Here is a 24,389-nt window from a genome sequence, read left to right as displayed (position 1 = left end):
TTTTTGAAAGGTAATCGACGTATTGCAACACGCTATGAAAAAACAGCACGAAACTATCTGTCGATGGTGAAATTAGGCTGTATTCGACTCTTTTGCCGGAGATTATATAATTAAGGGACACTACCTAATTATAGCCTCGATAATCGTCATTTAACTAACTCCCAAAATGCCTTATCCCGCATTTTTTTAATCTGTTTATCCCCATCAATATACAGACTAAAATGTTTTTCAAGCTGGCGTACCTGCCCCATCAATGATTCCTGCTCGTTTTTATCATCAACATTAAAAACGGCTTTGATATCAGCATTCTTGATCTCTGATACACGATGGATTACCCAAGTTAGAATATAAGAGGCATAATTATTATCGCCTGTCTTAAAGTGAGTAATCTCCTGGGTTGATAAGATTGCTCCAACACCATATTCACGCCCTTCTTTCAGAATTTTGCGCAAGCTGGGGAAGTCCTGGCGCATAAAGTTATCAGCTTCATCTACTAGAACCATTTTTGTTAACTGACGGTAGTCTCCTTGCACAACGGGCTTACCACGTTTCTGCATCTGGGCATAAAACAGATCTAATGTCAGTGCAACAATTAAATTCTGTATTTCTGTCGGATACCCCGCAAGCTCAATGACAGTCACACCATCAACCAGATCATACAGACTGGTCATTTTCTGTGGGTTAGTTTCAAATATCTGGAAACCGGCAAGATTATAAAGAGCGGCATAGAGTGAATCCTCCTCCACTTTTTCTTGAGCCAGGTAACATTGCCAGACATCTTCAATTGTGGGGGCAATACGATCCCAGGTTGAACGATTATGTGCAATAATGCCTGCTGCTTCATAACAGTCCATAATTAGAGTGACAAGTTTCATGCGCTGTTTTACGCCAAGGTTATAAGCACGTCCCATGGTTTCAGAAAAGGCCATTGCAGTATGTCGTGGCAGCATCGGCATATCACCAAACAATGACAGCGGATTATAAGGCAGCAAAGACAACTGGTATTTTTTTGCTCCTGTTGTAGCTAAAAACGCCTCATCCACATAGTCCGATTTGTAATCGAAAATCAGTAAACCAATCGGAGCGCTATTAACATTGTTAGCCTGATTACGCATAAGTTGCGTCACCAGCGATTTAGTGAACTGGGTTTTCCCAGTACCCATAGTACCGATGATACCGGTGTTAGTATTCATAAACTTAGCGGTGTTCGTTGGCTCCCAGTAAAGTGGGATTTGACGCACAGCATCGTGACCAAATAATACTTTAAGGGGCTCTTCGCTCATAACTGAAGTGACTACCGGCATCAGTTGTTTATCCTCTTCTACTTGCTCGGAATCAAGATATTCTTCAATGAGAGAAACACTACTTTTGGTCTGACCGGCTTTCTGTGTTGTCACTGTGTCATGGAGTGGCTTAAGTTGATATTTCTCTGGTACACGATAACGTTCAGCCAAAGGCTGTTCACCTCCACTTGCAGTAATAAGAGAGGGTAATAAGGAATAGGGAATTTCAATTTGTAAAATGTTATCTGACGTCTTTTTATAAGAGAGATCAAAGCAACTGTCGTTATCTACATGAGCAAGTACAAAACCATCTACATAGTCGGAAAGTTGACCCAGTTGATACTCTCCAGTTAACCACCATTCGCGCTGTTTCAGTAATGGAGATAGCTTGTTACTATCCAATACACTATACAGGTGCAGCTTTTCTACTTGCATCAGCACTTGGCGAATAAATAACGCACGGTAGAGTTGTGAAGCCAATGTCTGTGGCCCTAGAATATCTTCCTGCAAATAACGTTTTAGTTCACTGGCCTGTTTTCCGGCATAATTGTAGTCAGGCCTGGCTCCCGTTTTTACCTCCAATGGTAGAAGATAGAGTTTGCTATCTTTAAATCCAACAAATAGCACATCATCAGAGATAGCTCCTTTACGATAGCCATGCGACTGACGGGAAAATTCACTTTCCTTCATTTTTAGGCCCACATTACCGGAGACCCTAATCATTTCGGCTACTGAAAGAGGAACCCAACAGATATCGGATTGGCGTAACATTGATTGCACAAACTTGTATGCACCAATAATACCGTGTTTTTCTTTACGTTCTTTTTCACCGGAACGTAACATTTTAAGTAGCCATTCACCATTGAAGGCGTTAAATTCGGCAAGCAAATGTTGGCTATCTACAGTAGGGTTTTGTCCTACTTGTTTTTCTGTTTCAAGCAGACGCAAAAAAAGATCAACCTGTTTGGTTACAGTAACAGCATCATATCCTGCACAACTGGTGTATTGATCTGAGTAATGGATCAATACCACATCTTTTTGGCTGGTAAAGAAATCCAGCGTCACTTTAGGATCAATAATTGTTGTCCAAAGTACGCTGTTATAAGAACGAGTGAGTAATTTTTTAAAATTGCCGCTCACGGCAAGCCCAATCCCCTGTCCGAGATACTGGCTGTTGCTCTGACGTGCAGGTAGCCATAAGCACCCCAGCAATCTGGCAAGGCGTAAGGCTATGTATGGTTCAGTGTTAACATGACGTAGACCAAAGGCGGTAAAATAAGCATCTTCCTGCGTTTCAGCTCCTTCACCTGCAATTAAGCCACTACATAACACACCACTTGAAGTGTCATCGATACTTATCGGGCGGCAATCTACAGGAGTTGTATTGGTAAAAAATGCCAGATGTGCATAAGCTAGATCGTCGCTTTCTGGAGGCAGGGTAAATTTACTGAATGTCAGACGGCTACGCATCAAATCAATCAGCATATCGGCTTCAGTGCGCCACATACCACTGTTTAAACCAAGATCGTTCTTGAGTTGTTCATAACTGGCGCTTTCAGCAAAACGATCAAACTCGTTTGGTGCCAGATAATCGTCGTAACAGTTTACATGCACCGAGATGGCGAGTTCTTTTTCCTGTTTAAAATATTCAACTAGTCCTAAAAACAATTCTTTAGCCAAGCCCTGATTGATAGCATTAATAATCAGCGCATTATTATCAGTACCTTGGAATAATCGGGCATAAGCGTCAGTAAATTCATTGAGCTTGTCTTTAACCAGACGTTTAACATAATCACGGTTCATTTGACGCTGTGGTACAACATCAATCCAGAAACGATTCTCAGCTACAGGTTGTAGCTGCGCGTATTCATGCTCACTGTGATACACAAACGGCATTAAGCCAGAGGCGACCAAACGTTCAAGTGTAATCTGTGGTAACGTGACAAACGAAGTGGACAAATACTGTTCTGCTTCAGTAACAATAGCTTCAGCTAGTTGCAGATGATAGGCCAAGACTAAAGGATGCAATGGCGAAAGTCGCTCATGGGTTTCATTATGGTAAATCCCTAAATGCAACAACGATTTTTCTTGCAGTGTTAGGGCCTTATTTAGCCCAATTTGCTTTAATGCTCTTTCAAAAGTGTCTAGGACATGGCTAACCAACACACGATAATCCTCCGACCATGAGACTAGGCTCGGTAATGAATTATGGCGTTGGTAGTAGGTGAAAAGCTGCTTGTAAGCATTATGTAAATCGGGGTAGCTGGTGTATATATCATCCAGAGCAAAAACATTTCCGCCACTGCGCAATCCGAGCAAATTTTGCTCAATCAGTGATGACTCCATTTCTAGTAAGTGTTGACGGACACCTGCAACGTTATGTTCGGTATTTTCTAGAATTACACGTCGTTTAGCTTTGTTATATTCTGCATTCCCTTCCTCTTTAAACAGTTTATTAAAGCGGCTCTGATCAAAAAGTAAAGGTAAGGTTAATCCTTCTTCAGCTCCCGGACCTTCAATGTTAAGCAGCAGTTGGTCATCACCCGATGTCAATGTAAACTGGATTAGATCACTTTGATTTGCCAGTGTTTCAAAATTTACTAGTGCATATTGCTGGCAATCTATTTCATAGATATCTTCATTCAGGGAAAAAACTTTTTCTCCAGCTTCTGCTATACGTAACTGATTATCTTCCAGCTGCAAAGTTAGTTGTCTTTTAAAGGGTTCAATACGGTAGCAATTCTTGATTTCATCAAGCCAAAATTTTCCTTTTTCTACCAGCAACAAGCGGAATTTATATTCTTCTGCAGAATTATCCCGATTAACTAATTCAAGGCTAAAAAAGCATGGGTGTCCATCAAAAGGTACAGACGCAATAATACGGGAAGATCTACCACTAACTCTCCTTGTATGCCAAAATTGATTGTTTTTTAACTCATTATGGTGTTTGATTTTAATGTTTTCGTCACGAAGATCATTACCCAGAAAACTAAATTCCATTTCAACATGTGACTGTTCCGGTTGAACCTGTACCAGCAAACTGATTTCGCGCTTACCTGCTTTAGTTGAACTTTTAGATCGTTGCCAGATTTCTCCATTTTCAACGGTAACTTTGTCAAAAATAAGTTTTTGCTCGGTATTCGCCTCTATCTCTTCCAGATAATTAGCGTAATCAAGTAAACGCCAGTCATCATTATCGACAAAATGGCTTTGAATGAATTTTGAACTAAACTCGGTTAGGACATTTTCTAGTTGTCCATTATAGCGTTCGATACTATCCTCAATTTGACGGTAGAGTTTTCGGTTATCATTAAGCCGAGCACGTAGTTGCTTCTTGCTATAACTCAATAACACATCGTCTTTGAATAACTTTAATTCAGAAAAATCTAAATTGCCGTCATCCAGTAAGTGATACAACGACGCAAACCCGAAAACTGTTGCTCCCTCTTCGAGAACAATGGTTAGCTGATCTTCTAGCAAGCAGTAGGATAATTCATATCTTTCACTATTGGGTGAAATTAGTTTTTCAAGTTGACGACTGAAAGTGGCGGGGTACCAGATTGCATCTGGTGCAGCAACATCTTTTGTACTGTTAATCAGGGTATCCAGCATGCTGTTGTGAATAATCAACAAAGCCGTCTTATTAAAAACACTGTCACGGCCTGCAACTTGATCACGGAGATGGGAAATATAATTTTCTGTAAATGCTGGTGCTTCGTTACCATGTAACACTGGAATAAGTTGAATTCCGTTACACGGGATACTGGTGATGTACTGACCTGAAGTGAGTTCCAGTTTATTTCCGCTAGACAGCGCAACAAAAGCTTGCCAGAGTTTAGATGCATTGTCGGGATCGGGGGATTGAAACTGATAGCGTTCACCAGCCTGAATAATTCCGCTAACCCACTCAATAAACGTTTCTGCTAGGTACGTTTCATACTGTTTTACGGACATACACGGCATCTCCACTATCACTCATTCTTTCTATGTTTCCTATGCGTTCATAAAACGCAACTAGTGTTTGTACTGACTGATTATCCAGATAAAAACCACGTTGCTCAAAACCACGTAACAGCTCATGAAGCCTAAGTCTTTCATTTTTGCCAATTGTGAGATTTGTCAGTAACAAGAGCCGATCCTGATTTAATACCAGAACTTTACCTGCCCGACCACGTATCTGAATAAAATCATTACAGATCTGACTTTCCAGCTCATTGATATAGTTGCGATTTACTGATGCACGATCTGATTTCTTGTCCTGGAATTGCTCTAGTGCAACTGATAATAATTGTTTAAATGCGTCATACAGATTCTCTGCTCGTTCCCGATTTGAAAGTTCACGCTTACTAATAAATGCTTGTAAATATTCATTAATTTGACGTAGTACCTGTGGGTCAGAATAGCTCAAGGCATCATGGTACACTTGCCATAATGGACGTTTTTTCCCATCTTCCCATTGCAACACATCCAACGCGGAGAGAATGGGAAATAATTTTACACTTTTGCTGGAAAAGAATTTATAACCATAACGATTAATTTTTTCTCTTTCTGAACTGGCTTTTTCTGTATCAAGAATGAAGAATAATGCTCTACTTTTGGGTAAGCCTTCCTGCCAATGTTCCAGGTTGAGCGCGAGTTGTGCACACCAAGTAAATGCATACAGACGTAAAGTATTACTTAACTCCTGCAAAAGATATTGGGGATATTCAGCCAAAAATGCTAAATCATCTTGAAAACAACTTACTAGATAGGGAAGATAGGTTTGTTCTTCGTCAAAGGGTTTTCCAAGCGGTCGTATTTTTTCGTTGAGCTTAGACAATATTTGCTGTTCTAAGAAATTCAACTTATCCTTTATAGGATATTGTAGAGTAAAGTCTCCTACCAGATTGGCAAAGAAAGTACTTAATCGTTTATTTGCAACACCAGAACTGATCTTTCCTGCATCAGAAAATTGCGCATGAAACAGTAAAAAAAGAGGAGATACTCGGTAAATATCTTTACTCGAAAAATACATGCGTTCTAGAATATTCCAGAAATCTGGTTCATCAAGTTGAGCAAGTAGATGTACCTTACAGTCATTGCTAAATTGTTTAAAATCATACGCATCTATTTTTCTTTTCAGGGCATAGCTTAATACCAGTCCGGTGACAAATTCCCAATCGAAATCATTATTTTTATTACGAACTGGCAGATAACAACTATCTATTTGATTATTACGTATTTTTAACTTTGATGCGATGGGGTATTTTTTTTCATTGGTATGCATCATGCTACTCCATCCATGCTGCTTACTGTAATTATGTCGTCATCTACCTTTATAGTATAAATTCGATGATTGCTATCATAAAATCGAAGATCTGTGCTGGATTTTGCCTGTTCTGTGATCAATTCAATCATTTCATCCAGCAAGACAATAGCATTTTTGTCATATTTATTGGGTCGATAACCATTATTCAGTTTTCCGAGCAATTCAAATAAGTTAAGGCTGATACGGATAGGTAATAGAGAATTTACTCCCACCTTCAGATGAACTTCAAAACAGGTGGGATAAACAGTATTTTTCTTTAAGATAGCATCCCAATCAGGTTTTAATGCCACCGGAGCTGTTATTTTTACCCCACCATACTCCCCCAAAAAGAACTCTTCTTTTTGAGTGCTTAATTCTGGGGCTTTGCGATTAGCATAACGCTGAATCCCTGAAACCAACTCCGAAATATAGAAACGATGTAATGTTTTTTTCTGTTCTACGTCAGCTGTATAGCTTTTGTGTAAATACCAAATCTGTGCATAACGTTCGAATAATTTTTCATTAAAGAACAGACTAAATTTTTGGTGATAATTATTGCCTAATGACTCATTACGCAATAACCAGAAAAGGCGAATAAGAGAGGCTGCATTTTTATTATGACTCCCAAAATAAATATGCTGCTGTGCCAATATAGCCAAAAATTCATCTAAATCAGGATCATTTAACCCTAATTCATAGCATAATATGAACTGATCAAGCCCATGCGTATGTAATCTTGCGGGATCAAACTCTGCAATTTTTTTAACTAGCTCATTTTCTTCACTGTTAAAAAGATTATCAAATAAGTAGCCTGGTCCCAGTAATAAATGGTGAAGTAAATCCAACAACGCACGAGTGGTGACAAACTGCTCTTTCATCAACCGAGATTTAAATAATTGAGTAATCAAAACATCCTGTACACCTGATTTACTGAGCATTTTGAAATTAGCAACAACCTGTAAATCATGCCCTGCTAATTCATCTCTCTGTGCAATAACATGAAAAAGATTTTTGTCATCTTCTTTAGTTAAATTTTTAATCAGAGATTTGATAAAGGGAGAGTAATTTTTTGACTCATCAAACTGGAACTTAGGATAGTGTTCAAAATTAAAAAAACAGCATGAATTATTAACCCACGCTCCCTGTTCTCTCTGATTATCAGATAAATAAGCATCAATGATAGAACGAATGTCTTGGTGTTGCTCCGCACCTTCCATCGAATAATTAGCTAACATTCCAGTATTGATGCCTAGTAATAAAGGGCGCTCCCCTGCCTTATGCTTATCAAATAACTCATTCAGAGCATCAATCGCAGATTGTCGGGGGGAGAAACTATGGGTTGCATCTAGATGGAAATCAAACTTCTGTTGATAACGGGGGTTAGTACAGCAACGAGTAAGAATTTCAGATTTTCCGTCACCACTGCTGCCACAAAGAAAAATAATTTCACCTGATTTTGCTGTATCCAGATATTGTTGTAGATCAACTTCAATATCTTGTTTTACAAAGAGTTGATGCTTTAGCTCGTCGAACACATCCTTTTGTCGATGAGTAATCGTCGCTACAGAAAACGAAGATGACTTAGCAAGTACACCTAATGCTTTACGCAATGTGATTGGGCTCATAGCTTCATGTTCTCTAAAGTAAGAATTAGATCATTCTATACAAGCTAGCCCCTGATCTCTATATGCTTATTTACCGATTTAGGTTAAAACTATACAGATAATTTAGACACAAAAATAGTCATTTATCATTTAAATCATATTGTTATAGGCATATTCCTGTAATTGACCTCGGGTTCCCGCCCATCAAAATCAAATTAAGGTCACAGTGATTCACAGACATCAAGATGTTTAAATGGTTAGGTATGCTAGTTTTTTCAAATCTCTCACGTTACTTTCAGCATTGTTTTTTTAGGTTATTAATGTAATCCCATACCGTAACATCCTTTCCGCTCTAGATATTGCACATAGTTGCATGTGTCACGAATGGTATTTTTATCCAAGTGAGTAGTAACTCGCTCCAAACCGTATTAAATCCCTGCTCATATAGAAATGATATTTATCGTGTGGCGGAAACGGAGGGCTTTAGCTCTACAGAGGTAACCAATGTGCTTGGATATCTGATTTATACTCGTTTAGTTTATCGGTTTGGTGATGTCCTAATGACTTTACTCTCCTACAGACAAGAAGTCTGCTCCAAAAGTTGAAGCCACTGGGATTTTCTTTCGACAGAAATAGCTGATAAAATCTCCGCCCTTTCGAATTACCAGCTCTGGTCATTCTCATGTAGCTGACAAGAGGGTATATTTATAACGGAGCCGCAATGAAACTCTCAGATCTTGGTAGCAGAATATGTATCATAGGACCATCAAATAGCGGGAAATCCACACTGGCTAATGCAATTTCGAAAAAACTCAATCTGAAAGCCACACATTTGGACCAACTTTTTCATTTGGCTGATTCAGATTGGCAACCGCGCCCTTATGATGAATTTATTACATTACATGATAAAGTAATAAATGAAGACAAATGGGTTATAGATGGAAACTATAAAAAAGCGCTTCCTCAACGTCTTTCCAGAGCTACCGGATTAATTTTATTAGATATTCCTACCCTGCTAAGCTTGTCTCGATATATGAATAGGACTTTACTCCAAAGTCACCGACATGGTGCTCTTCTCGGAGCTAAAGAACGTATAAAATGGGAGATGATACATCACATTATTTTTGCTGTACCCAAAAGCAGAAAACGTCATACTGAAATTTACGAAAGCTTATCAATTCCCAAGATAAAACTCATGTCAGTGAAAGAAATTAATCAGCAATATAAAGAATGGGAGTTTTCTCATTATTTAAATCGATGAGAAAGGGAAATGGCAGTAATTTGTATAAAAAATAATCATTGAACTACATCTTGCATTTGATTCTTTCTTATTCAGAGTAGTTCATTACCCACTCTTTATTAGCGTTTGGTTATCCTTGGATAAACTCATATATGTGTCCACCATATAAAAGAGGTTGTCAAATCGAAAAAGGCAAAATATCTGGCTTGTTGCTATTATCCAGATATTACTCATGACTCATGATTGTGGCACCACGGATAGAGCTCTTATCAATGAGGTAAGTTGGTTTTCAATCCAGGCTGTATTATAACCCTGCTTATGGATAATGGTGTTCATGGTATGGCGAAAGCTGTGGCCTGTTAGTTTGCTACACAATATAGATTTCAGCGGGCTTTACTCGACTTCTGGAGCACAATAATAGCATAATTGATTGTATTTATTAGAGTTTATTGGCTTGGCTAGACGATAAGAGAAGTTGATATGGCACGCCCTACAGGATTCGAACCTGTGACCTACGGCTTAGAAGGCCGTTGCTCTATCCAGCTGAGCTAAGGGCGCATCTTGAGAGATGAGCTGCATCAGTAATGCTTTGATGCGGGGAGAGATTATACGGTGACAACTCCTTGAGTCAATGGCTTTTCTGCTTATAAATCTTCATCTGGCTATTTTCTGATTATCAATAAAACTGACAGCACGTTCATGTTCTGACAAAATAGGCAGTATCCCAATGTTTGATTTATGGATTTATTCGTACATGCCAGCAAAAATTATTGACGGGAAAACGATTGCGCAGACAATCAGAAGTGAAGTCGCAGTGCGTGTTCAGCAACGTGTTGCTGCGGGAAGACGTGCTCCTGGTCTTGCCGTTGTTTTAGTCGGCGAAAACCCCGCTTCTCAAATTTATGTCGCAAGCAAACGCCGTGCCTGTGAGGAAGTCGGGTTTGTTTCCCGTTCCTATGACCTGCCAGATACCACCAGTGAAGCCGAGTTGTTGAATCTTATCGATCAGCTTAATAATGATTCAGAAATTGATGGTATTTTGGTTCAGCTCCCTTTACCTGCCGGTATTGATAACGTCAAAGTTCTGGAACGTATCCAGCCTGATAAGGATGTCGATGGCTTCCATCCCTATAATATTGGTCGTTTGTGTCAACGTGCGCCAAAGCTGCGCCCCTGTACGCCGCGCGGTATCGCAACGTTGCTTGAGCGTTGTGGAATTAACACTTATGGGCTGAATGCTGTCGTTATCGGTGCTTCAAATATTGTTGGTCGCCCAATGAGCCTGGAGCTGTTATTGGCTGGTTGTACCACCACGGTGACTCATCGCTTTACCAAAGATTTACGTCATCATGTGGAGCATGCAGATTTACTCATTGTGGCGGTCGGTAAACCAAACTTTATCCCCGGCGAATGGATTAAACCCGGCGCTATTGTTATTGATGTCGGCATTAACCGCCTGGAAGATGGCAAAGTGATTGGTGATGTTGATTTTGAAACTGCATCAGAGCGAGCAAGCTGGATCTCTCCGGTTCCAGGAGGGGTTGGCCCGATGACAGTCGCGACACTTATCCAGAATACCTTGCAAGCCTGCGAGGAATACCACGATGTGGAAAAAATTGAAGGTTGTTAATGGAAATTTTTTATTTAGAAGGCCACCCTTATGTGGCGTTGTGTGATTTGTTGAAGTTTCAAGGGTGGAGTGAAAGCGGTGCTAGCGCTAAAGCGGTTATTGCTGAAGGTCTGGTTGAAGTGAATAATCAGATAGAAACCCGTAAACGTTATAAAGCGATAGCCGGGCAGGTTGTTACTTTTAATGGTAAATCTGTCCACATTAAAGAATGATTAAAATAGGCTCCCTTAAAAAAATAAAGGGAGCCGTAGATTGCCGGTAAAGTCTTTCCAATAAGTTTTTGCTGGCAGTTAACCTAACTGTCTGTTGTTAAAAGATATCTCAATGTGAAATAGTAAAAATATAAACGCTTTATCACCCTTTTAATCTCTATCATTATCACTTTTCTGTTTATTGCATAAATCGGCTTTGTTAGTTTTCAAATGAAGTGAAAACAGATAGTTGAAATGGTGATGAAAAGATTATGGCGGTAAATAAAGGTTAAATCTGATAGTTAATGCATAAGGTTAATCTCTGTTGAATGTAAAAAACGCTAAGTAGAAAAGGTTTTTTATATCGGAGATAAACGGGAGTTTGAAAAAGATTTTAGCTTTAATATTAGAAGGTTAAATGAGTTGATAACCAAGATGGATACTTTTATCAATATCGGTTGATTTTACTGGAAGTTTTTATTTTACCCTGCAATTTTCTGTTTTATTTACTGTGATATGCCAAGGCTTAAAGCAACCTTAGTTAAGCGTGGTTTTAATCATCCGCCAGGATAAGTTTTTTCATGCGAGTATTCTCATGGTGTTTTGTGCAGGAGGTATTGGGGTAGCACGAAATCACTTAGCAAATGGTATAAGGTTTTAATAATGTTCAGTAGTGCTGTATTTAAGGTTTTATGCGTTTTTAGTATTTACCATGCTTATGAATATTTTAGGTTTAATACTGGGCTATTTTAACGCAATACTTATTGAAAAATGTATAATCTGATGATAATTTAAGCTTAATATGCTGATTTTAATGATAAAACAAACCAGTGGAGTAGATAGTTTGGAATTAAATCAAGTGATTAAAGCTCTTAATGAATCTGGTAACAACTGGACTGTAGAGCAAATAGGTGAATGTCTTGCAATTACTAACGAAGACGGAATTAAAGCACATCTGGCTATTTGTGGCAGGCAAATTACAGTGGAAGCATTACTGTTTTCGGAAGAGAATGTTTTAGATCCCGCTTCTTTAAATCAGTTTATTTTAGAAACGCATAAAATGATGCCTCTGACTTCAGTTGGAATAACTAAAGTGGATGGTCAATCTTACTATGCCGCTTTTGGTTCATTGTCATCAGAATCAAAACAAGAAAGCGTTGTCATCGAAGTCTCTATGCTGTTTGCCAACATCACTGAGCTTCTTGATGCGTATTCTGAGTTCCTAAAATAACAATGTAGGGGAAATACCAATGAATGTATGGAAAAAGCTTTTTAAAGCAATTAAAGGAACGGTAAATAATGCGGCAGAATCTGTCGCTGATGGCAATGCACTGACGATTCTTGATCAGGAAATCCGAGAAGCAAAAGCAGAAATCCGTCGTGCGGATGAAAGTCTGGTTAGCATGATTGCTAAGCGAAAAATGGCAGAGAAAAAGGTTGCCGATATCAAAAACAGTATCACCGAGTACGAGGGTTATGCTCGCTCTGCTGCGGGTAAAGGCGACAATGGGCTTGCTTTGGAGTGTGCTCAGAAAGTTGCGACCCTGCGTGATGAACTGGAAAGAGAACAAGCGTTGTTTGAATCGTTCCAGAAGACTGAAACGATGCACCGACACAATGTGCAAGAAGCGAAAAAGAAGGTGTCTCAGCTTGAGAACCAGGTTGATTTGGTTAAGGCAACTGAACAAGTACAGAAAGCCCAAGCTGCGACTCATAACTCTGTCGTTGGCGCTTCTTCAAAAACATCTACCGCCCTTGATTCCCTTGAGCGTATCAAGTCACGTCAGGCTGAGAAAGCGGCTCAGTTCGAAGCTCAGCAAGAGTTACACGATAGTATGACTTCTAGCGATCTGGATAAAAAGCTTAAAGAGGCTGGTATAACTTCAAGCGCGATGTCTGCGGAAGATGAACTTGCTCGTATCCTTGGCAAGTAAATATTAAGTTGTTAAATCAAGATCCTGCTTTTTAAAGTGGGATCTTCCTATCAAGAGATATTCTTATGCTTTCCAAAATCGCAGATGCGTTTAAGAACTCATTCGGGGGTAAGACGGTTGCGCCTGTGGTGCCAAAGGTGCCGGAAGTATTAGGTTTGCGTATCGGTGGTGTACTTGAGATAGACCCGCTGATGCTAAAACTGATTGAATCTGACTTAACGATCGAAAACGCGGCTTCAACTCAACTTATATGTTCCGTTGGTGTTGTCGATTTAGGTGATAACGTGCGTTTGGTTCGTTATTACACCGATGACGAAGGTTATCTTCAAGTGCTTCAAGAAGGGGAGGGGGATGATGGCGTGAAGGAAGTGAGCCTGTGGTATTTTTACGAAACTAAACCGATAGATTCACAAGTTCAATGGGATGCGCTGATTAAAAACGGTATCGTCACGCCAAATGGGGAATATGATCTCGATGGCACCCAGTTCTCTCAGTTGTGGGATAACATTAAACCTGTAGCGGTTACCGAGAAAACTTACACTAAAGAGGGGCGTATAACTGAAACTGATCAGTTTGTGATGGTGTATACGCGTCAGGTTGCTCATAACAGAACAGAAGAGCTTCAAGTTGTGGGAGAAGAAAAAGTGGTAGGGAATAACCTGGATAGATTGATGGTACTGAGCACCGGTATTCAACTTAACCAAACTGATTTTAAAGTGGTGGCATAAATGATCACATTGGAGAATGAAGAGCAGGCTTTCACGCAATTTATGCATGGTGTAGGCAATTTTGGTTTATGTTTTGGGCTGGCGCTGGTTTTTTTCATCGTTTTCAAATTTATCTACACAATAATTACTCCGCATGATGAGTGGAAACTTATCAAGCAAGAGAAGAATAGTGCCGCTGCGATATCGCTTGGTGGTGCGCTGGTTGGTTACAGCATCGCCATTGCAAGTGCGGCAAGCAACTCTGTGGGGGTGATTGATTTCGTGATGTGGAGTGTTGTTGCGCTGTTGGCTCAGGTTGTTGGCTTCTTTATGGTTCGCATATTTATGATGCCAAAGATTGTATCTCGCATTGAGAATAATGAGGTCCCTGCCGCGGTTGTGCTGGCGTCGGTGTCAATTTCTGTTGGTCTTTTAAATGCAGCTTGCATGACTTACTGATTTGGGGATCGTATGACGAACGGGAACAAAAAGCGCAGAATGCGCAGCACCACCATCAACATTGAGAGTAAACGTAAATATTGGCGTGGGTTCTCATTCACGTCATTGGTGCTCAGTATGGGTTCGCTCGTGGGGTGTGGTCAATCGGCGGATGAACTGTCAATCAATGTCTATAAGGATTTGGCGTCTTGTCAGAATAATCCAAAGAATACGATCGCTGCTCAGTGTGAAACCACATATCAAGCGGCATTACGTGAAGCGGAACGTACGTCGCAGAAATTTCGTCAGAAAGCCATGTGTGAGCTTGAGTACGGTGAGTGTGAAGCAATGCCGGGGGCTGTAGGTTATCGACCGAAGATGGCCGCCTTTATGATGGCGGAGGTGAAGCCAGAACAGTTTAGCCGATATGATATGGCTGAAAAGTATCGCAACATGTTTTACCAGCCACTATTTACTTCAACATCAGGCTATAGCGACTTGTACGGTAAGCTTTTTTTTGCTGATGGCAAGGTTATTGGTACCTATTCTGATATTGGCAATATCCAGTACGAGATGAACCGACGTTATTTGCAGCCGCTGGAAACGGTTCGCTTGCCAATTGAGAAAGAAATTTCTCAGGTTGGAACAAATACACATGGCGCTTTGTATGCAAATTCTGGAAATGTAGTTACGGGTATAAATCCTGTACTGAACCCCCGATCAACTGCTTATATTACATCTGGGATCGTTGATGAAATCGGTGATTATTCAGAACGTAAACACAGGGAGAGAATGTATCGAGAACGCTTAATGCGTGAAAGGGAGCAGAGGCTTAAAAGTAGCGATTCCCGTTATTCTGGCTATGATAGCAAGCCAATTGTCACTACCAAGTCTTCCGGTGGTTTCGGTTCAACATCTTCCGCTAAATACAGTTGGGGTGGTTAACCGGCGTTGACATTTTATTCGTAGGCTTCTTGTTATCAGTGTCTTGCATAGAGTCATTATTGCCGTATTAAGCGCTTGTGCGATGATTTTTTCCAAGATTCAAATAAGCATTATCAAAGGGTTAATGTCATGCTTCAGATCCCAACAACACCTCGTCATGATTGGAAAATGCGGGCAAAAGAATTTGGGTTTGGTTTCCATACAATCGATAATGAACCGTACTGGACGGAAGACCGTTACTACCAGTTTACTCTCAAGCAGATTGAAGAACATATTGAAGCTCCGACAGCGGAAATCCACCAATTGAGCCTTCAAGCAGTAGAGCAAGTGGTCAACAGTGATGAGTTGATGGCTAAATTCCAAATTCCAGCAGCAATGTGGCCATTGGTTCGTGCATCTTGGAAGCGCCGAGATCCAAGCCTCTATAGTCGTCTTGATTTTGCTTATGATGGCAAAAACCCGGTGAAATTATTGGAAATTAACTCAGATACGCCGACCTCTATTTATGAACATGGTTTTTTTAGCTGGCTGTGGTTAGAAGATAAGGTTAACCGTGGTGAATTGCCTCATGTTGCGGATCAGTTCAACTTACTACAGGAGCTGTTGGTTAATCGTTTCTGTGAACTGAAACCTTTTTTACCATTCAACACGCTCCATTTTGCCTGCTGTAAGGGCACAGAAGAGGACAGAGGTTCGGTTGATTACATGGCTGATTGCGCCAAAGATGCCGGTATTCATACCGAATTTGTCTATATTGAAGATATTGGACTCAGCGAGTGCGGTAAGTTTACGGATAGTAACAACAAGATTATAGATTCTATATTTAAGTTGTACCCGTGGGAGTTCATGTTTCGTGAAGAATATGCTCAACACTTGGTTACTGCCGGTGTTAATTGGTTTGAGCCAATGTGGAAATGCATCACCTCGAATAAGTCAATTTTGCCATTGCTTTGGGAGATGTTTCCAGGACATCCAAATTTGCTTGAAGCTTATTTTGCCGATGATCCGCAAGCCAAGCGTCTAAATCACTACGTTATGAAGCCGATATTCAGCCGTGAGGGAGCGAATATTAGTATTTATCAAGATGGCAAAGTGGTTGAAGAAGTAGAGGGTCCTTACGGTGAGGAGGGTTACATTGTGCAGCAGTACACTCCATTGCCAAAGATCGGTAATAGCCATGTTCTTATCGGCAGTTGGCTCGTTGATGACACGCCTGCTGGTCTATCGGTCAGGGAAGATATTGGCAGGATCACGAAAGATACATCACGATTTGTGCCTCATATTATTTTAGGTTAATGGCTCTGTAACATTCTAACTATCTGTCTCTTCTGCATAAATTTTTCGGCTTAAAGTAGAGAGTTGATATATTTATTTCTGGAGCAGGGCGGAAAGACCCTGCTTTCTGGCTCTTATTAGTAAACATCCAACTTTATTGCTGAAATGTCATATTTACATGATTTTTCATCCGTTTCTTAACATGTATTCTCCTTCTTCTTGATTATTATGGTGAAGTACTGTGTGCATCAGAAGTAGATCCAATTCGGTATCTGGAAGGTGTTTTTTGTCTTTGAGTTCGCAGCGGGTAACTGAATCATCCAACTCGCGGCAGATAAAGTTATGAATGCGCTTAAAACGTGGGCTATACTCCGTTTCGTCAGCGTTACGCTTGATGGCAAGTAGAGTCTGTATCTCTTGCATCAGCGCCGCGTCTGCAACAGTTCCGGCCAGTAGGGTGTCGAAGCGCATCGGGGGCACACCTTTACCGGCTTCGATCCAACGTACCGCCAGCAATGGACGTAGTACATAAAGGTATTTTTTCAGCCGAATTTTCTCGCCTTGCTGATAACCACGAAAGTTTTTCTTTGCCATCGACAGATAGTGATATCGCGCTCTGTTGTTGGAAAAATAGTCTGGTAATAGGGCGCGTAGTGCCGCCATAAACTCCACGTCTTCGTAGTAGATTACCGGTGAGTCTGCCCATTCCATCAGTGTCGGGTTGGCTCGTTTCAGCAACCCTAACGTTTTACGCAGTTCCCAACCACAGATATCCAGCTCGTTGCTGATCGGCAGTTCAATGACATCCCGAGAGGGATCGACGCGTAAGTACCATGATGGAGCATGTACATAAATAAAACGTACATCGTAATCACTGTTTGCCGAGGCAAATCCCCAACCGCGGCTACCTGATTCACAGGCGTAGAGTATTCGTATTTGCAGCTCTGTCTCAAGTTGCGCCAGTTTTTGGCATATGTGTTGCTTCATAATGTCACTGATACCAAATTTTTCTTTCATCTTGATTATCCTTTTACGCAAACCACTTGACGCAGGGTGTGAACGATTTCTACTAGTGAAGACTGAGCGGCCATTACGGCCTCAATGTCTTTGTAGGCCATCGGAATTTCATCGATGACGTCGCTGTCCTTGCGGCATTCCACGTGTGCCGTGGCACGCTTCTGATCCTCTATTGTGAAGCGTTTTTTTGCTGCCGTGCGGCTTAATACTCGTCCTGCACCGTGACTGCATGAGCAAAAACTCTCTTCGTTTCCCAGACCACGTACGATAAAGCTTTTCGCACCCATTGAGCCAGGAATGATGCCCATGACGCCTTGATGTGCAGCGACCGCACCTTTGCGTGTGACTAACACGTTTTGACCAAAATGCTGCTCTTGTTGCACATAATTGTGGTGACAATTTACTGCTTCCATCGTGGCAGTGAACGGTTTTGTTATTACCGTCGCTAGTGCTGCCAGCGTATGTTGCATCATGACTTCGCGATTGTGGCGGGCGAAGTTTTGTGCCCAATCGACCGCTTCCATATAATCGGTAAAGTGACTGCTGCCTTCCTCAAAATAGGCCAGGTTGCGGTCAGGCAGGTTAGCGATATGCTGCTTCATGTCCTGTTGGGCGAGAGTGATAAACAGATTACCAATGGCATTTCCTACGCCACGTGAGCCACTATGTAGCATTACCCATACCCGGTCAGATTCATCCAGACACAGCTCAATGAAGTGATTACCGGTACCTAGTGTCCCTAAGTGCTGATGGTTATTGGTTTTCAGTAATTGTGGATATTTATCGGTTAGCCGTTTAAATCCGGTTTGCAACACGCTCCAATGGTGATCGACGGTTTCTGGTGGTTGCTGCCAAGCGCCTTTATCCTGACCGCTACGGTTTGCTGTGCGTCCGTGTGGTACGGCAATTTCAATAGCATGGCGGATCGCATATAGGTTGTCCGGTAAATCTTTGGCATTCAATGAGGTACGTACCGCCATCATGCCACAACCGATATCTACGCCTACCGCGGCTGGAATAATCGCCCCACGAGTCGGAATGACACTGCCAATGGTTGAACCTTTACCAAGATGTACATCAGGCATAACAGCTAAGTGGCTGAATATGAAAGGCATTTTTGCCGTATTCAACAGTTGTTCACGAGCTTCCGTTTCTACCGGTACACCATGAGTCCACATTTTCACTGGTACACTGTTTGGCGCGGTCATTAACTCGTAATCGTTTGTTATCACATTGTTCTCCTGGTTACTTAGCCGTCACTATTATTATATACCCGTTATCTTTCAAGCTGCCTTTTTGTTGGCTGCACTCACTCACCCCGGTCACATAGTTATCTATGCTCCCGGGGATTCGCTCTCTTGCCGTCGCGATGCATCTTGAAATCCATAGGGTATAATTTAGAGTAACGAATATTTTCCTTTTTAATCAATGATGATGAATTGGTTTTTTATCTTGGTCTTCTTTTGGACCATGAGGGAAATATTGTAAATAAAAATCTTATTCCACTATTAATATAGTATTCCGTTTAATGGCAATTGCAATTATTTGAGTTATTGTTTTGTTGAGTAATGTTGAAATTGTGATGCTAATCTATATAAAGATGTGTTTGTAAAAACATATATGAATTTATTATAGTTTTAAATTATGTTGATAATTGTAAAGGAAATGTAAAACAATTAAATTATTTAATATTATGATATTGTTGTAATAGTACTTGTATATACTACTCAAATGGATGTATATGTTTACATCATTATCATATAGATATGAAGGATTATTAAATGAGTAATATTATCTTTTGATGAAATAATATTTCTATGGTTGGAATAAAATCATGGGCTGAATGTAATATATTTCTTGAAAATATCAACATGTGTAGTATATGACCTATAATATTTTTATTGATTTATTCTTTTTAAATTTTACTTATATCTTTGTGACATGGAAAATATTTTTAACTATATGTTTTATTTGATTTTTATTTGTATGATTCATTTGCGTTGTCAAGTGTGGAAAATAAACCTCTACACTATTTATAACCGATAATTTATAATGAGCTAATGATTTCTTATTGTTTAAATATATGTAAAAATAGTCACAAATTATTATGCTGTTTTTATCCGCTAGATATATAGCTGTTATCAATTATTAATCATCGGTAAATTATGTTTTTTATTCTTTATTTTGTTTGAATATTTTCACGTTTATTATTGGTTTTAATAATTTCTCAAATTTCAATTGAAACGCATGATGTTAAAAATATTTATTCAAGATAAAAACAAAAGAGTTTTATTAATAATTCATTGAGTCCAATAAATAAACCAATATTAAATCGTGTAATAACTTATTTATCTTATTGTCAATATTAACGAAATGATTAAAAAATATTGTCCTTAATAGTTATTTTTTCCTATTCATAAAGGGGTTAATTAGCCTCTTTTTCACGATATTGCTTGCATTTTAACTTTAATCTCTATTATTAAAATTGTACGGAAATTATCCGCACAATTTGATGTTATATTGGGTAATGTGAATTTATGTGTCAAATTAGCCGATTATCGTCATTATTAATCATCGTTAATACTTGCCAGTACATTTCCTGCCTGTTGATAACTGCCTTCTTCTGCGTGGATAACGATTTTCCCAGAACGATGTGCAGTCAGTTGCGTTTCCATTTTCATTGCTTCCATGACAGCAATGACATCACCTTGTTTAACTTTATCACCTTCTTGCACATACCAAGATTGTAAGACGCCGGATATTGGTGCTGAGACGGGATTCGGTGCTGTCATTGCTTCCTCAGCTTCATTACCTTGGCTCTCAGTGATGAAACTTTGCCCTGAATTAGGCAATGAAAGCCCTTTTAATAATTCGGCTGGTAGCCCCAGTTCATGGCGACGGCCATTAATTTCAATAAAAGTACGTGTTACCTTTTCTTGATAATGGTTTTCCTGACGCGGAGATATTTTTATTTCATTGATAAAGTCAGTTTCGATCCAACGTGTATGGACGTTAAATGTGTCATCGGAAATAAAATCAGGATGCTCCATTACCGCTCGATGAAAAGGCAATACTGATGCAACGCCTTCGATGCTGAATTCCTGTAATGCACGTCGCGCACGAGCAATAGCTTGTTGGCGGGTTGTTCCGGTGACAATCAGCTTAGCCATCAGCGAATCAAAGGTGTCAGGGATGGTGGAACCTGCTGCAACACCAGAATCCAATCTTATGCCCGGGCCGGAAGGGGGAGAAAATACCGTCACGATTCCGGGCGTCGGCAAGAATCCTTTACCCGCATCCTCTGCGTTAATACGGAACTCGAAAGAATGGCCTAAAGGAATAGGCGTTGAGGTCAATGATAAAGGTTTACCTTCGGCAATTCGGAATTGTTCTACCACAATGTCGATCCCGGTGGTTTCTTCGGTGACCGGATGTTCGACCTGCAAGCGAGTATTGACTTCCAGAAAAGAGATCGTGCCGTCTACACTGAGTAGAAATTCCACAGTACCAGCGCCGATATAACCAGCGGCGATGCAAATATCCTGTGCTGCTTGATGAATACGCTGGCGTTGATGTTCGGCCAAAAATGGGGCCGGTGCTTCTTCTACCAATTTTTGGTTACGCCGTTGTAGTGAACAATCACGTGTACCAAGTACCACCACATTGCCATGTTTATCAGCCAGAATTTGCGCTTCAATATGACGAGGTTTATCCAGGAACTGTTCAATGAAACATTCTCCACGACCAAAGGCCGCTGTTGCTTCACGAACAGCCGAATTGTAGAGTTCGGTGACTTCATCGAGCCGCCACGCTACTTTCATGCCACGTCCACCACCGCCATATGCTGCTTTAATTGCAATTGGCAGGCCATATTGCTCGGCAAACGCCCGTGCTTCCTCTGCGTTTTTCACCGGTTCTTCTGTACCTGAAACCTGTGGTGCGCCTACCTGTTGGGCAATTTTGCGTGCTTTAACTTTGTCACCCAGAATATCAATTGTCTCTGGTTCAGGACCAACCCAGATCAGCCCCGCATTAATAACTGCACGGGCAAATTCTGCTCGCTCAGCCAGAAATCCGTATCCGGGATGTACCATGTCGGCACCTGAACGTTTCGCAATATCCAATAATTGGGGAATATTAAGATAAGTATCTGCGGGGCTGTTTCCGCCTAAACTATAAGCCTCATCAGCCAATTGTACATGTTGTGCATTGATGTCCGAATCAGCGTAGACGGCGATAGATTGTAAACCATAATCCCGGCAGGCACGGATGATACGGACGGCGATTTCACCGCGGTTAGCAATCAAAACTTTTTTCATGGGATGGTTTTTAATATTCATGGTCATTGCGGTACTCATGAGCGGCAATCGCTCTCTTTTATTTCGTGAAATTCAGTGATTAAGTTGAAGCGGATACGAGCATTGACAGGAATTTGTCCCGCAAGATCGAGATGATAGCTGGCAACGGAACCAATAACTGGATAGCCACCGGTCAGAGGGTGATCGGCTAAAAACAGAACCGGTTGACCACTGGCGGGAACTTGAATTGCGCCGGTGGTCGTTCCCTCACTCGGTAACTCTTTGTGGTTAAGACGCGCTAATGGTGTGTCGCCATGCAGGCGAATACCGACTCGATTAGATTGTGGCGTGACTTGCCAAAGTTGGCTTTGTAGCAGGGATAGCGCTTCTGCGGTGAACCAGTCAGTGCGTGGTCCCAGAACGATATCCAGTGTAACGATATCGTCAGAAGTAGGCATATTGAAAGCCGGGCTTTCATCCATTGAGACAGCGGAACCCTGTGTGAGAGTCAGAATATCCAAAGTATCGCCTGTAGCGATTGGCTTGGGGCCAATGTGTGCCAGCGTATCGTAAGAAAGGCTGGAGAGAATAGGTTGCTGAGCAAAGCCGCCACGCACTGCCAAATAAGAACGCATCCCCGCTTTGGGTGTTCCTAGTGTCACTTTATCACCTTCACTCAGATCAACAGGCTGATAGCCATCAACCTGAAACTTTCGGCCAGATGTTGTTTGAACAGTGATTGGGCAGTCAGCGCCTGTGACAGCGATAATGACATTGCCATGAGAGATAAAGCTTAATCCTCCTTGCACAATTTCCAGACATGCGTTATCCGAAGGATTACCGACGATCCGGTTGGCGCTTCTCAGCGCTGTTTTATCTAGCGCTCCGGCGGCGGAAATACCTAAACTAGCCTGCCCTGAACGCCCTAAATCCTGAAAAAGTGTTTGTATTCCAGTGGTTAGAATTTCCAGTGAGGCGTGTTTATCAACCTGAGAAGATAAAACGTTCTCTATGGGGGCAACAGGGGTTTTGGATTTAGTGATAGAGATTGCTGCACCTTTGCGTTGATCTCTGAAATGTACCCGGAAACCGGGTTGCAACAGGGAAGAGGGAGAACGTGAGAGATCCCACATGCGCTCTGGCGTGATGCCGATGATTTGCCAACCTCCCGGACTGGCTTGAGGGTATATTCCACTGAATTCTCCGGCCAGCCCGACTGATCCTGCGGGGATGCTGGCTCTTGGCGTCGTTCGGCGCGGGACATGTAAACGATCTGACTCTGCGACTAAATAAGCAAATCCGGGGGCAAATCCGGTAAAAGCAACGGTGTACTCGCTTTCTGTATGTCGCTTGATAACTTCCTGTGTGGTGATGCCGAGAATTTCTGCCACTTCTTCCAGATCTTCACCTGTGTAATACACCGGGATTTCAACGAGTTTTCCTGTTGTTTTACCCAGTGTATTCAGGTTACGGCTATTGATTTCTCTGGTAAGTTTGATTGTGGAAATGACATTCGGGCGAAATCGAATCAGAAGTGTTCTGGCCGCCGGAATAATTTCTTCTACACCTGCAATAGGGCGGACGTTGAGTGACTCAAATAACGCCAGCGTTTCATTCAGATCGTGAAGCTCGACAATAATGGCATCTAAATTAACAGGTAAAAAACGCACTAAGTACTCCTGAGCATGATAAGCAAACTACCACTTACTTAAATAAAAGACCGTACGGTGATCCCGGCTTGTTGCAGGGTTAGTTTCACCTGACGTGCCATTTCTACCGCGTCTGGGCTGTCACCATGAACACAGATGGAATCCGCCTGAATACGGGTAAAACTGCCATCAATGGCTTCAACTACTCCTTCGGTCACTAATTGCAGCATACGCCGGGCAACGACATTAGCGTCGTGAAGCACAGACCCTTTTTCTCGGCGGGAAACTAGTGTGCCTTGTGGCGTGTAAGCTCTGTCAGCAAAGGCTTCCGCGACGGTACGTAAACCGTTTTCCCTCGCCAAATCCAATAGTTTTGAGCCAGCTAATCCAACCAGCGCTAAATTGTCATCCACTTCACGAATCGCTGTAATAACGGCAAGGGCTTGGTATTCATCATGGGCAATGGTGTTATATAGTGCACCGTGCGGTTTAACATAACTTACGGTGGTTCCTGCCGCCGCCGCCAAACCTTTCAACGCGCCAATCTGGTAAATAACATCTGCGATCAGCTCATTACTGGAGATATCCATATTACGGCGACCAAATCCGACCAGATCTGGATAAGACACATGAGCACCGATCACTACCTGATTTTTATGGGCGGATTTTAAGGTTTGAAAGATCCCGGCGGGATCACCAGCATGAAATCCACACGCGACATTGGCGCTGGTGACAATGCTCAGCATGGCGTTATCGTCGCCCATTTTCCATTGACCAAAGCTTTCGCCAAGATCGCTGTTTAAATCAATCATGTTCATAGTCGTGACCCCAATAGTGATATCCAAAAAAGTAGTAAAAAATTCAGGATGCTTATCAGTTCTACAGATAGGC

General features: G+C 41.3%; 17 protein-coding genes, 1 tRNA gene and 1 pseudogene. 10 read left to right on the top strand and 9 right to left on the bottom strand.

Going from position 1 to position 24,389, the window contains the following annotated elements:
* A pseudogene (locus EAE91_RS12700) lies at positions 1-114 on the top strand (IS5/IS1182 family transposase); the annotation flags it as partial.
* Between the two features lie 32 nt (positions 115-146).
* Here the strand turns inward: EAE91_RS12700 and dptH are convergent.
* From dptH to dptF, 3 genes are read right to left on the bottom strand one after another with little or no spacing between them, the layout of a single operon-like run.
* Positions 147-5,237 carry a DNA phosphorothioation-dependent restriction protein DptH gene (gene dptH / locus EAE91_RS12695; protein WP_214088807.1) on the bottom strand — a complete coding sequence of 1,697 codons (5,091 nt, stop codon included), beginning with the start codon at positions 5,235-5,237 and terminating at the stop codon, positions 147-149.
* Positions 5,218-6,549: a DNA phosphorothioation-dependent restriction protein DptG gene (dptG, locus tag EAE91_RS12690; protein WP_214088815.1), complete on the bottom strand. Its 1,332-nt coding sequence runs from the start codon at positions 6,547-6,549 to the stop codon at positions 5,218-5,220. Before dptG ends, dptH begins: the two co-directional genes overlap by 20 nt.
* Complete coding sequence (dptF, locus tag EAE91_RS12685) at positions 6,549-8,195, bottom strand: DNA phosphorothioation-dependent restriction protein DptF (RefSeq protein ID WP_214088806.1); 1,647 nt, start codon at positions 8,193-8,195, stop codon at positions 6,549-6,551. Before dptF ends, dptG begins: the two co-directional genes overlap by 1 nt.
* A 700-nt stretch (positions 8,196-8,895) precedes the next feature.
* On the opposite strand from dptF, the gene EAE91_RS12680 reads away from it, so the two are divergent.
* Positions 8,896-9,435, top strand: coding sequence for a GTPase (locus EAE91_RS12680; protein ID WP_214088805.1), 540 nt, complete (start codon positions 8,896-8,898; stop codon positions 9,433-9,435).
* A 460-nt stretch (positions 9,436-9,895) separates the two neighbouring features.
* Here the strand turns inward: EAE91_RS12680 and EAE91_RS12675 are convergent.
* Positions 9,896-9,972: transfer RNA gene (locus tag EAE91_RS12675), tRNA-Arg, on the bottom strand.
* Positions 9,973-10,168: 196 nt separating this feature from the next.
* Between EAE91_RS12675 and folD the strand changes: the two genes are divergently transcribed.
* From folD to EAE91_RS12635, 8 genes are all read left to right on the top strand, one after another.
* A complete protein-coding gene (folD, locus tag EAE91_RS12670; RefSeq protein WP_112896680.1) occupies positions 10,169-11,044 on the top strand; it encodes a bifunctional methylenetetrahydrofolate dehydrogenase/methenyltetrahydrofolate cyclohydrolase FolD in 876 nt (291 codons plus the stop codon).
* Positions 11,044-11,256: a ribosome-associated protein YbcJ gene (gene ybcJ, locus EAE91_RS12665; RefSeq protein WP_214088804.1), complete on the top strand. Its 213-nt coding sequence runs from the start codon at positions 11,044-11,046 to the stop codon at positions 11,254-11,256. Before folD ends, ybcJ begins: the two co-directional genes overlap by 1 nt.
* Before the next feature lie 793 nt (positions 11,257-12,049).
* Positions 12,050-12,466 (top strand): DUF2170 family protein, encoded by a 417-nt coding sequence (locus EAE91_RS12660; protein ID WP_214088803.1) that lies wholly within the window; start codon positions 12,050-12,052, stop codon positions 12,464-12,466.
* A 19-nt stretch (positions 12,467-12,485) separates the two neighbouring features.
* Positions 12,486-13,169, top strand: coding sequence for a PspA/IM30 family protein (locus EAE91_RS12655; RefSeq protein WP_040148911.1), 684 nt, complete (start codon positions 12,486-12,488; stop codon positions 13,167-13,169).
* Positions 13,170-13,234: 65 nt separating this feature from the next.
* Positions 13,235-13,897 (top strand): YjfK family protein, encoded by a 663-nt coding sequence (locus tag EAE91_RS12650; RefSeq protein WP_214088802.1) that lies wholly within the window; start codon positions 13,235-13,237, stop codon positions 13,895-13,897.
* Positions 13,898-14,335, top strand: coding sequence for a DUF350 domain-containing protein (locus tag EAE91_RS12645; protein ID WP_214088801.1), 438 nt, complete (start codon positions 13,898-13,900; stop codon positions 14,333-14,335).
* A 12-nt stretch (positions 14,336-14,347) separates the two neighbouring features.
* On the top strand, positions 14,348-15,259 hold the full coding sequence (locus EAE91_RS12640) for a DUF1190 domain-containing protein (protein ID WP_214088800.1): 912 nt from the start codon (positions 14,348-14,350) through the stop codon (positions 15,257-15,259).
* Positions 15,260-15,388: 129 nt separating this feature from the next.
* Positions 15,389-16,555: a glutathionylspermidine synthase family protein gene (locus EAE91_RS12635; protein WP_214088799.1), complete on the top strand. Its 1,167-nt coding sequence runs from the start codon at positions 15,389-15,391 to the stop codon at positions 16,553-16,555.
* A 165-nt stretch (positions 16,556-16,720) separates the two neighbouring features.
* Here the strand turns inward: EAE91_RS12635 and EAE91_RS12630 are convergent, their stop codons facing one another.
* The 5 genes from EAE91_RS12630 to EAE91_RS12610 form a co-directional block, all read right to left on the bottom strand.
* Positions 16,721-17,551 carry a nucleotidyltransferase domain-containing protein gene (locus EAE91_RS12630; RefSeq protein ID WP_214088798.1) on the bottom strand — a complete coding sequence of 277 codons (831 nt, stop codon included), beginning with the start codon at positions 17,549-17,551 and terminating at the stop codon, positions 16,721-16,723.
* 5 nt (positions 17,552-17,556) lie between these two features.
* Entirely contained in the window at positions 17,557-18,759 is a 1,203-nt protein-coding gene (locus tag EAE91_RS12625) for an RtcB family protein (RefSeq protein ID WP_214088814.1), read from the bottom strand.
* A gap of 1,359 nt (positions 18,760-20,118) precedes the next feature.
* The gene (locus tag EAE91_RS12620) at positions 20,119-21,891 is read right to left on the bottom strand and encodes an acetyl/propionyl/methylcrotonyl-CoA carboxylase subunit alpha (protein WP_376744769.1); all 1,773 of its coding nucleotides are present in this window, start codon (positions 21,889-21,891) and stop codon (positions 20,119-20,121) included.
* A 14-nt stretch (positions 21,892-21,905) separates the two neighbouring features.
* Positions 21,906-23,519, bottom strand: coding sequence for a 5-oxoprolinase subunit B/C family protein (locus EAE91_RS12615; RefSeq protein WP_214088796.1), 1,614 nt, complete (start codon positions 23,517-23,519; stop codon positions 21,906-21,908).
* Positions 23,520-23,557: 38 nt separating this feature from the next.
* Complete coding sequence (locus tag EAE91_RS12610; protein WP_214088795.1) at positions 23,558-24,316, bottom strand: LamB/YcsF family protein; 759 nt, start codon at positions 24,314-24,316, stop codon at positions 23,558-23,560.
* Positions 24,317-24,389 lie beyond the last annotated feature (73 nt).

It is taken from the genome of Photorhabdus noenieputensis (assembly GCF_018448935.1).
Lineage (GTDB): Bacteria > Pseudomonadota > Gammaproteobacteria > Enterobacterales > Enterobacteriaceae > Photorhabdus > Photorhabdus noenieputensis.
The sequence above is the reverse complement of the archived record's forward strand: the minus strand, read 5'-3'. Positions and strand labels throughout refer to the sequence as shown.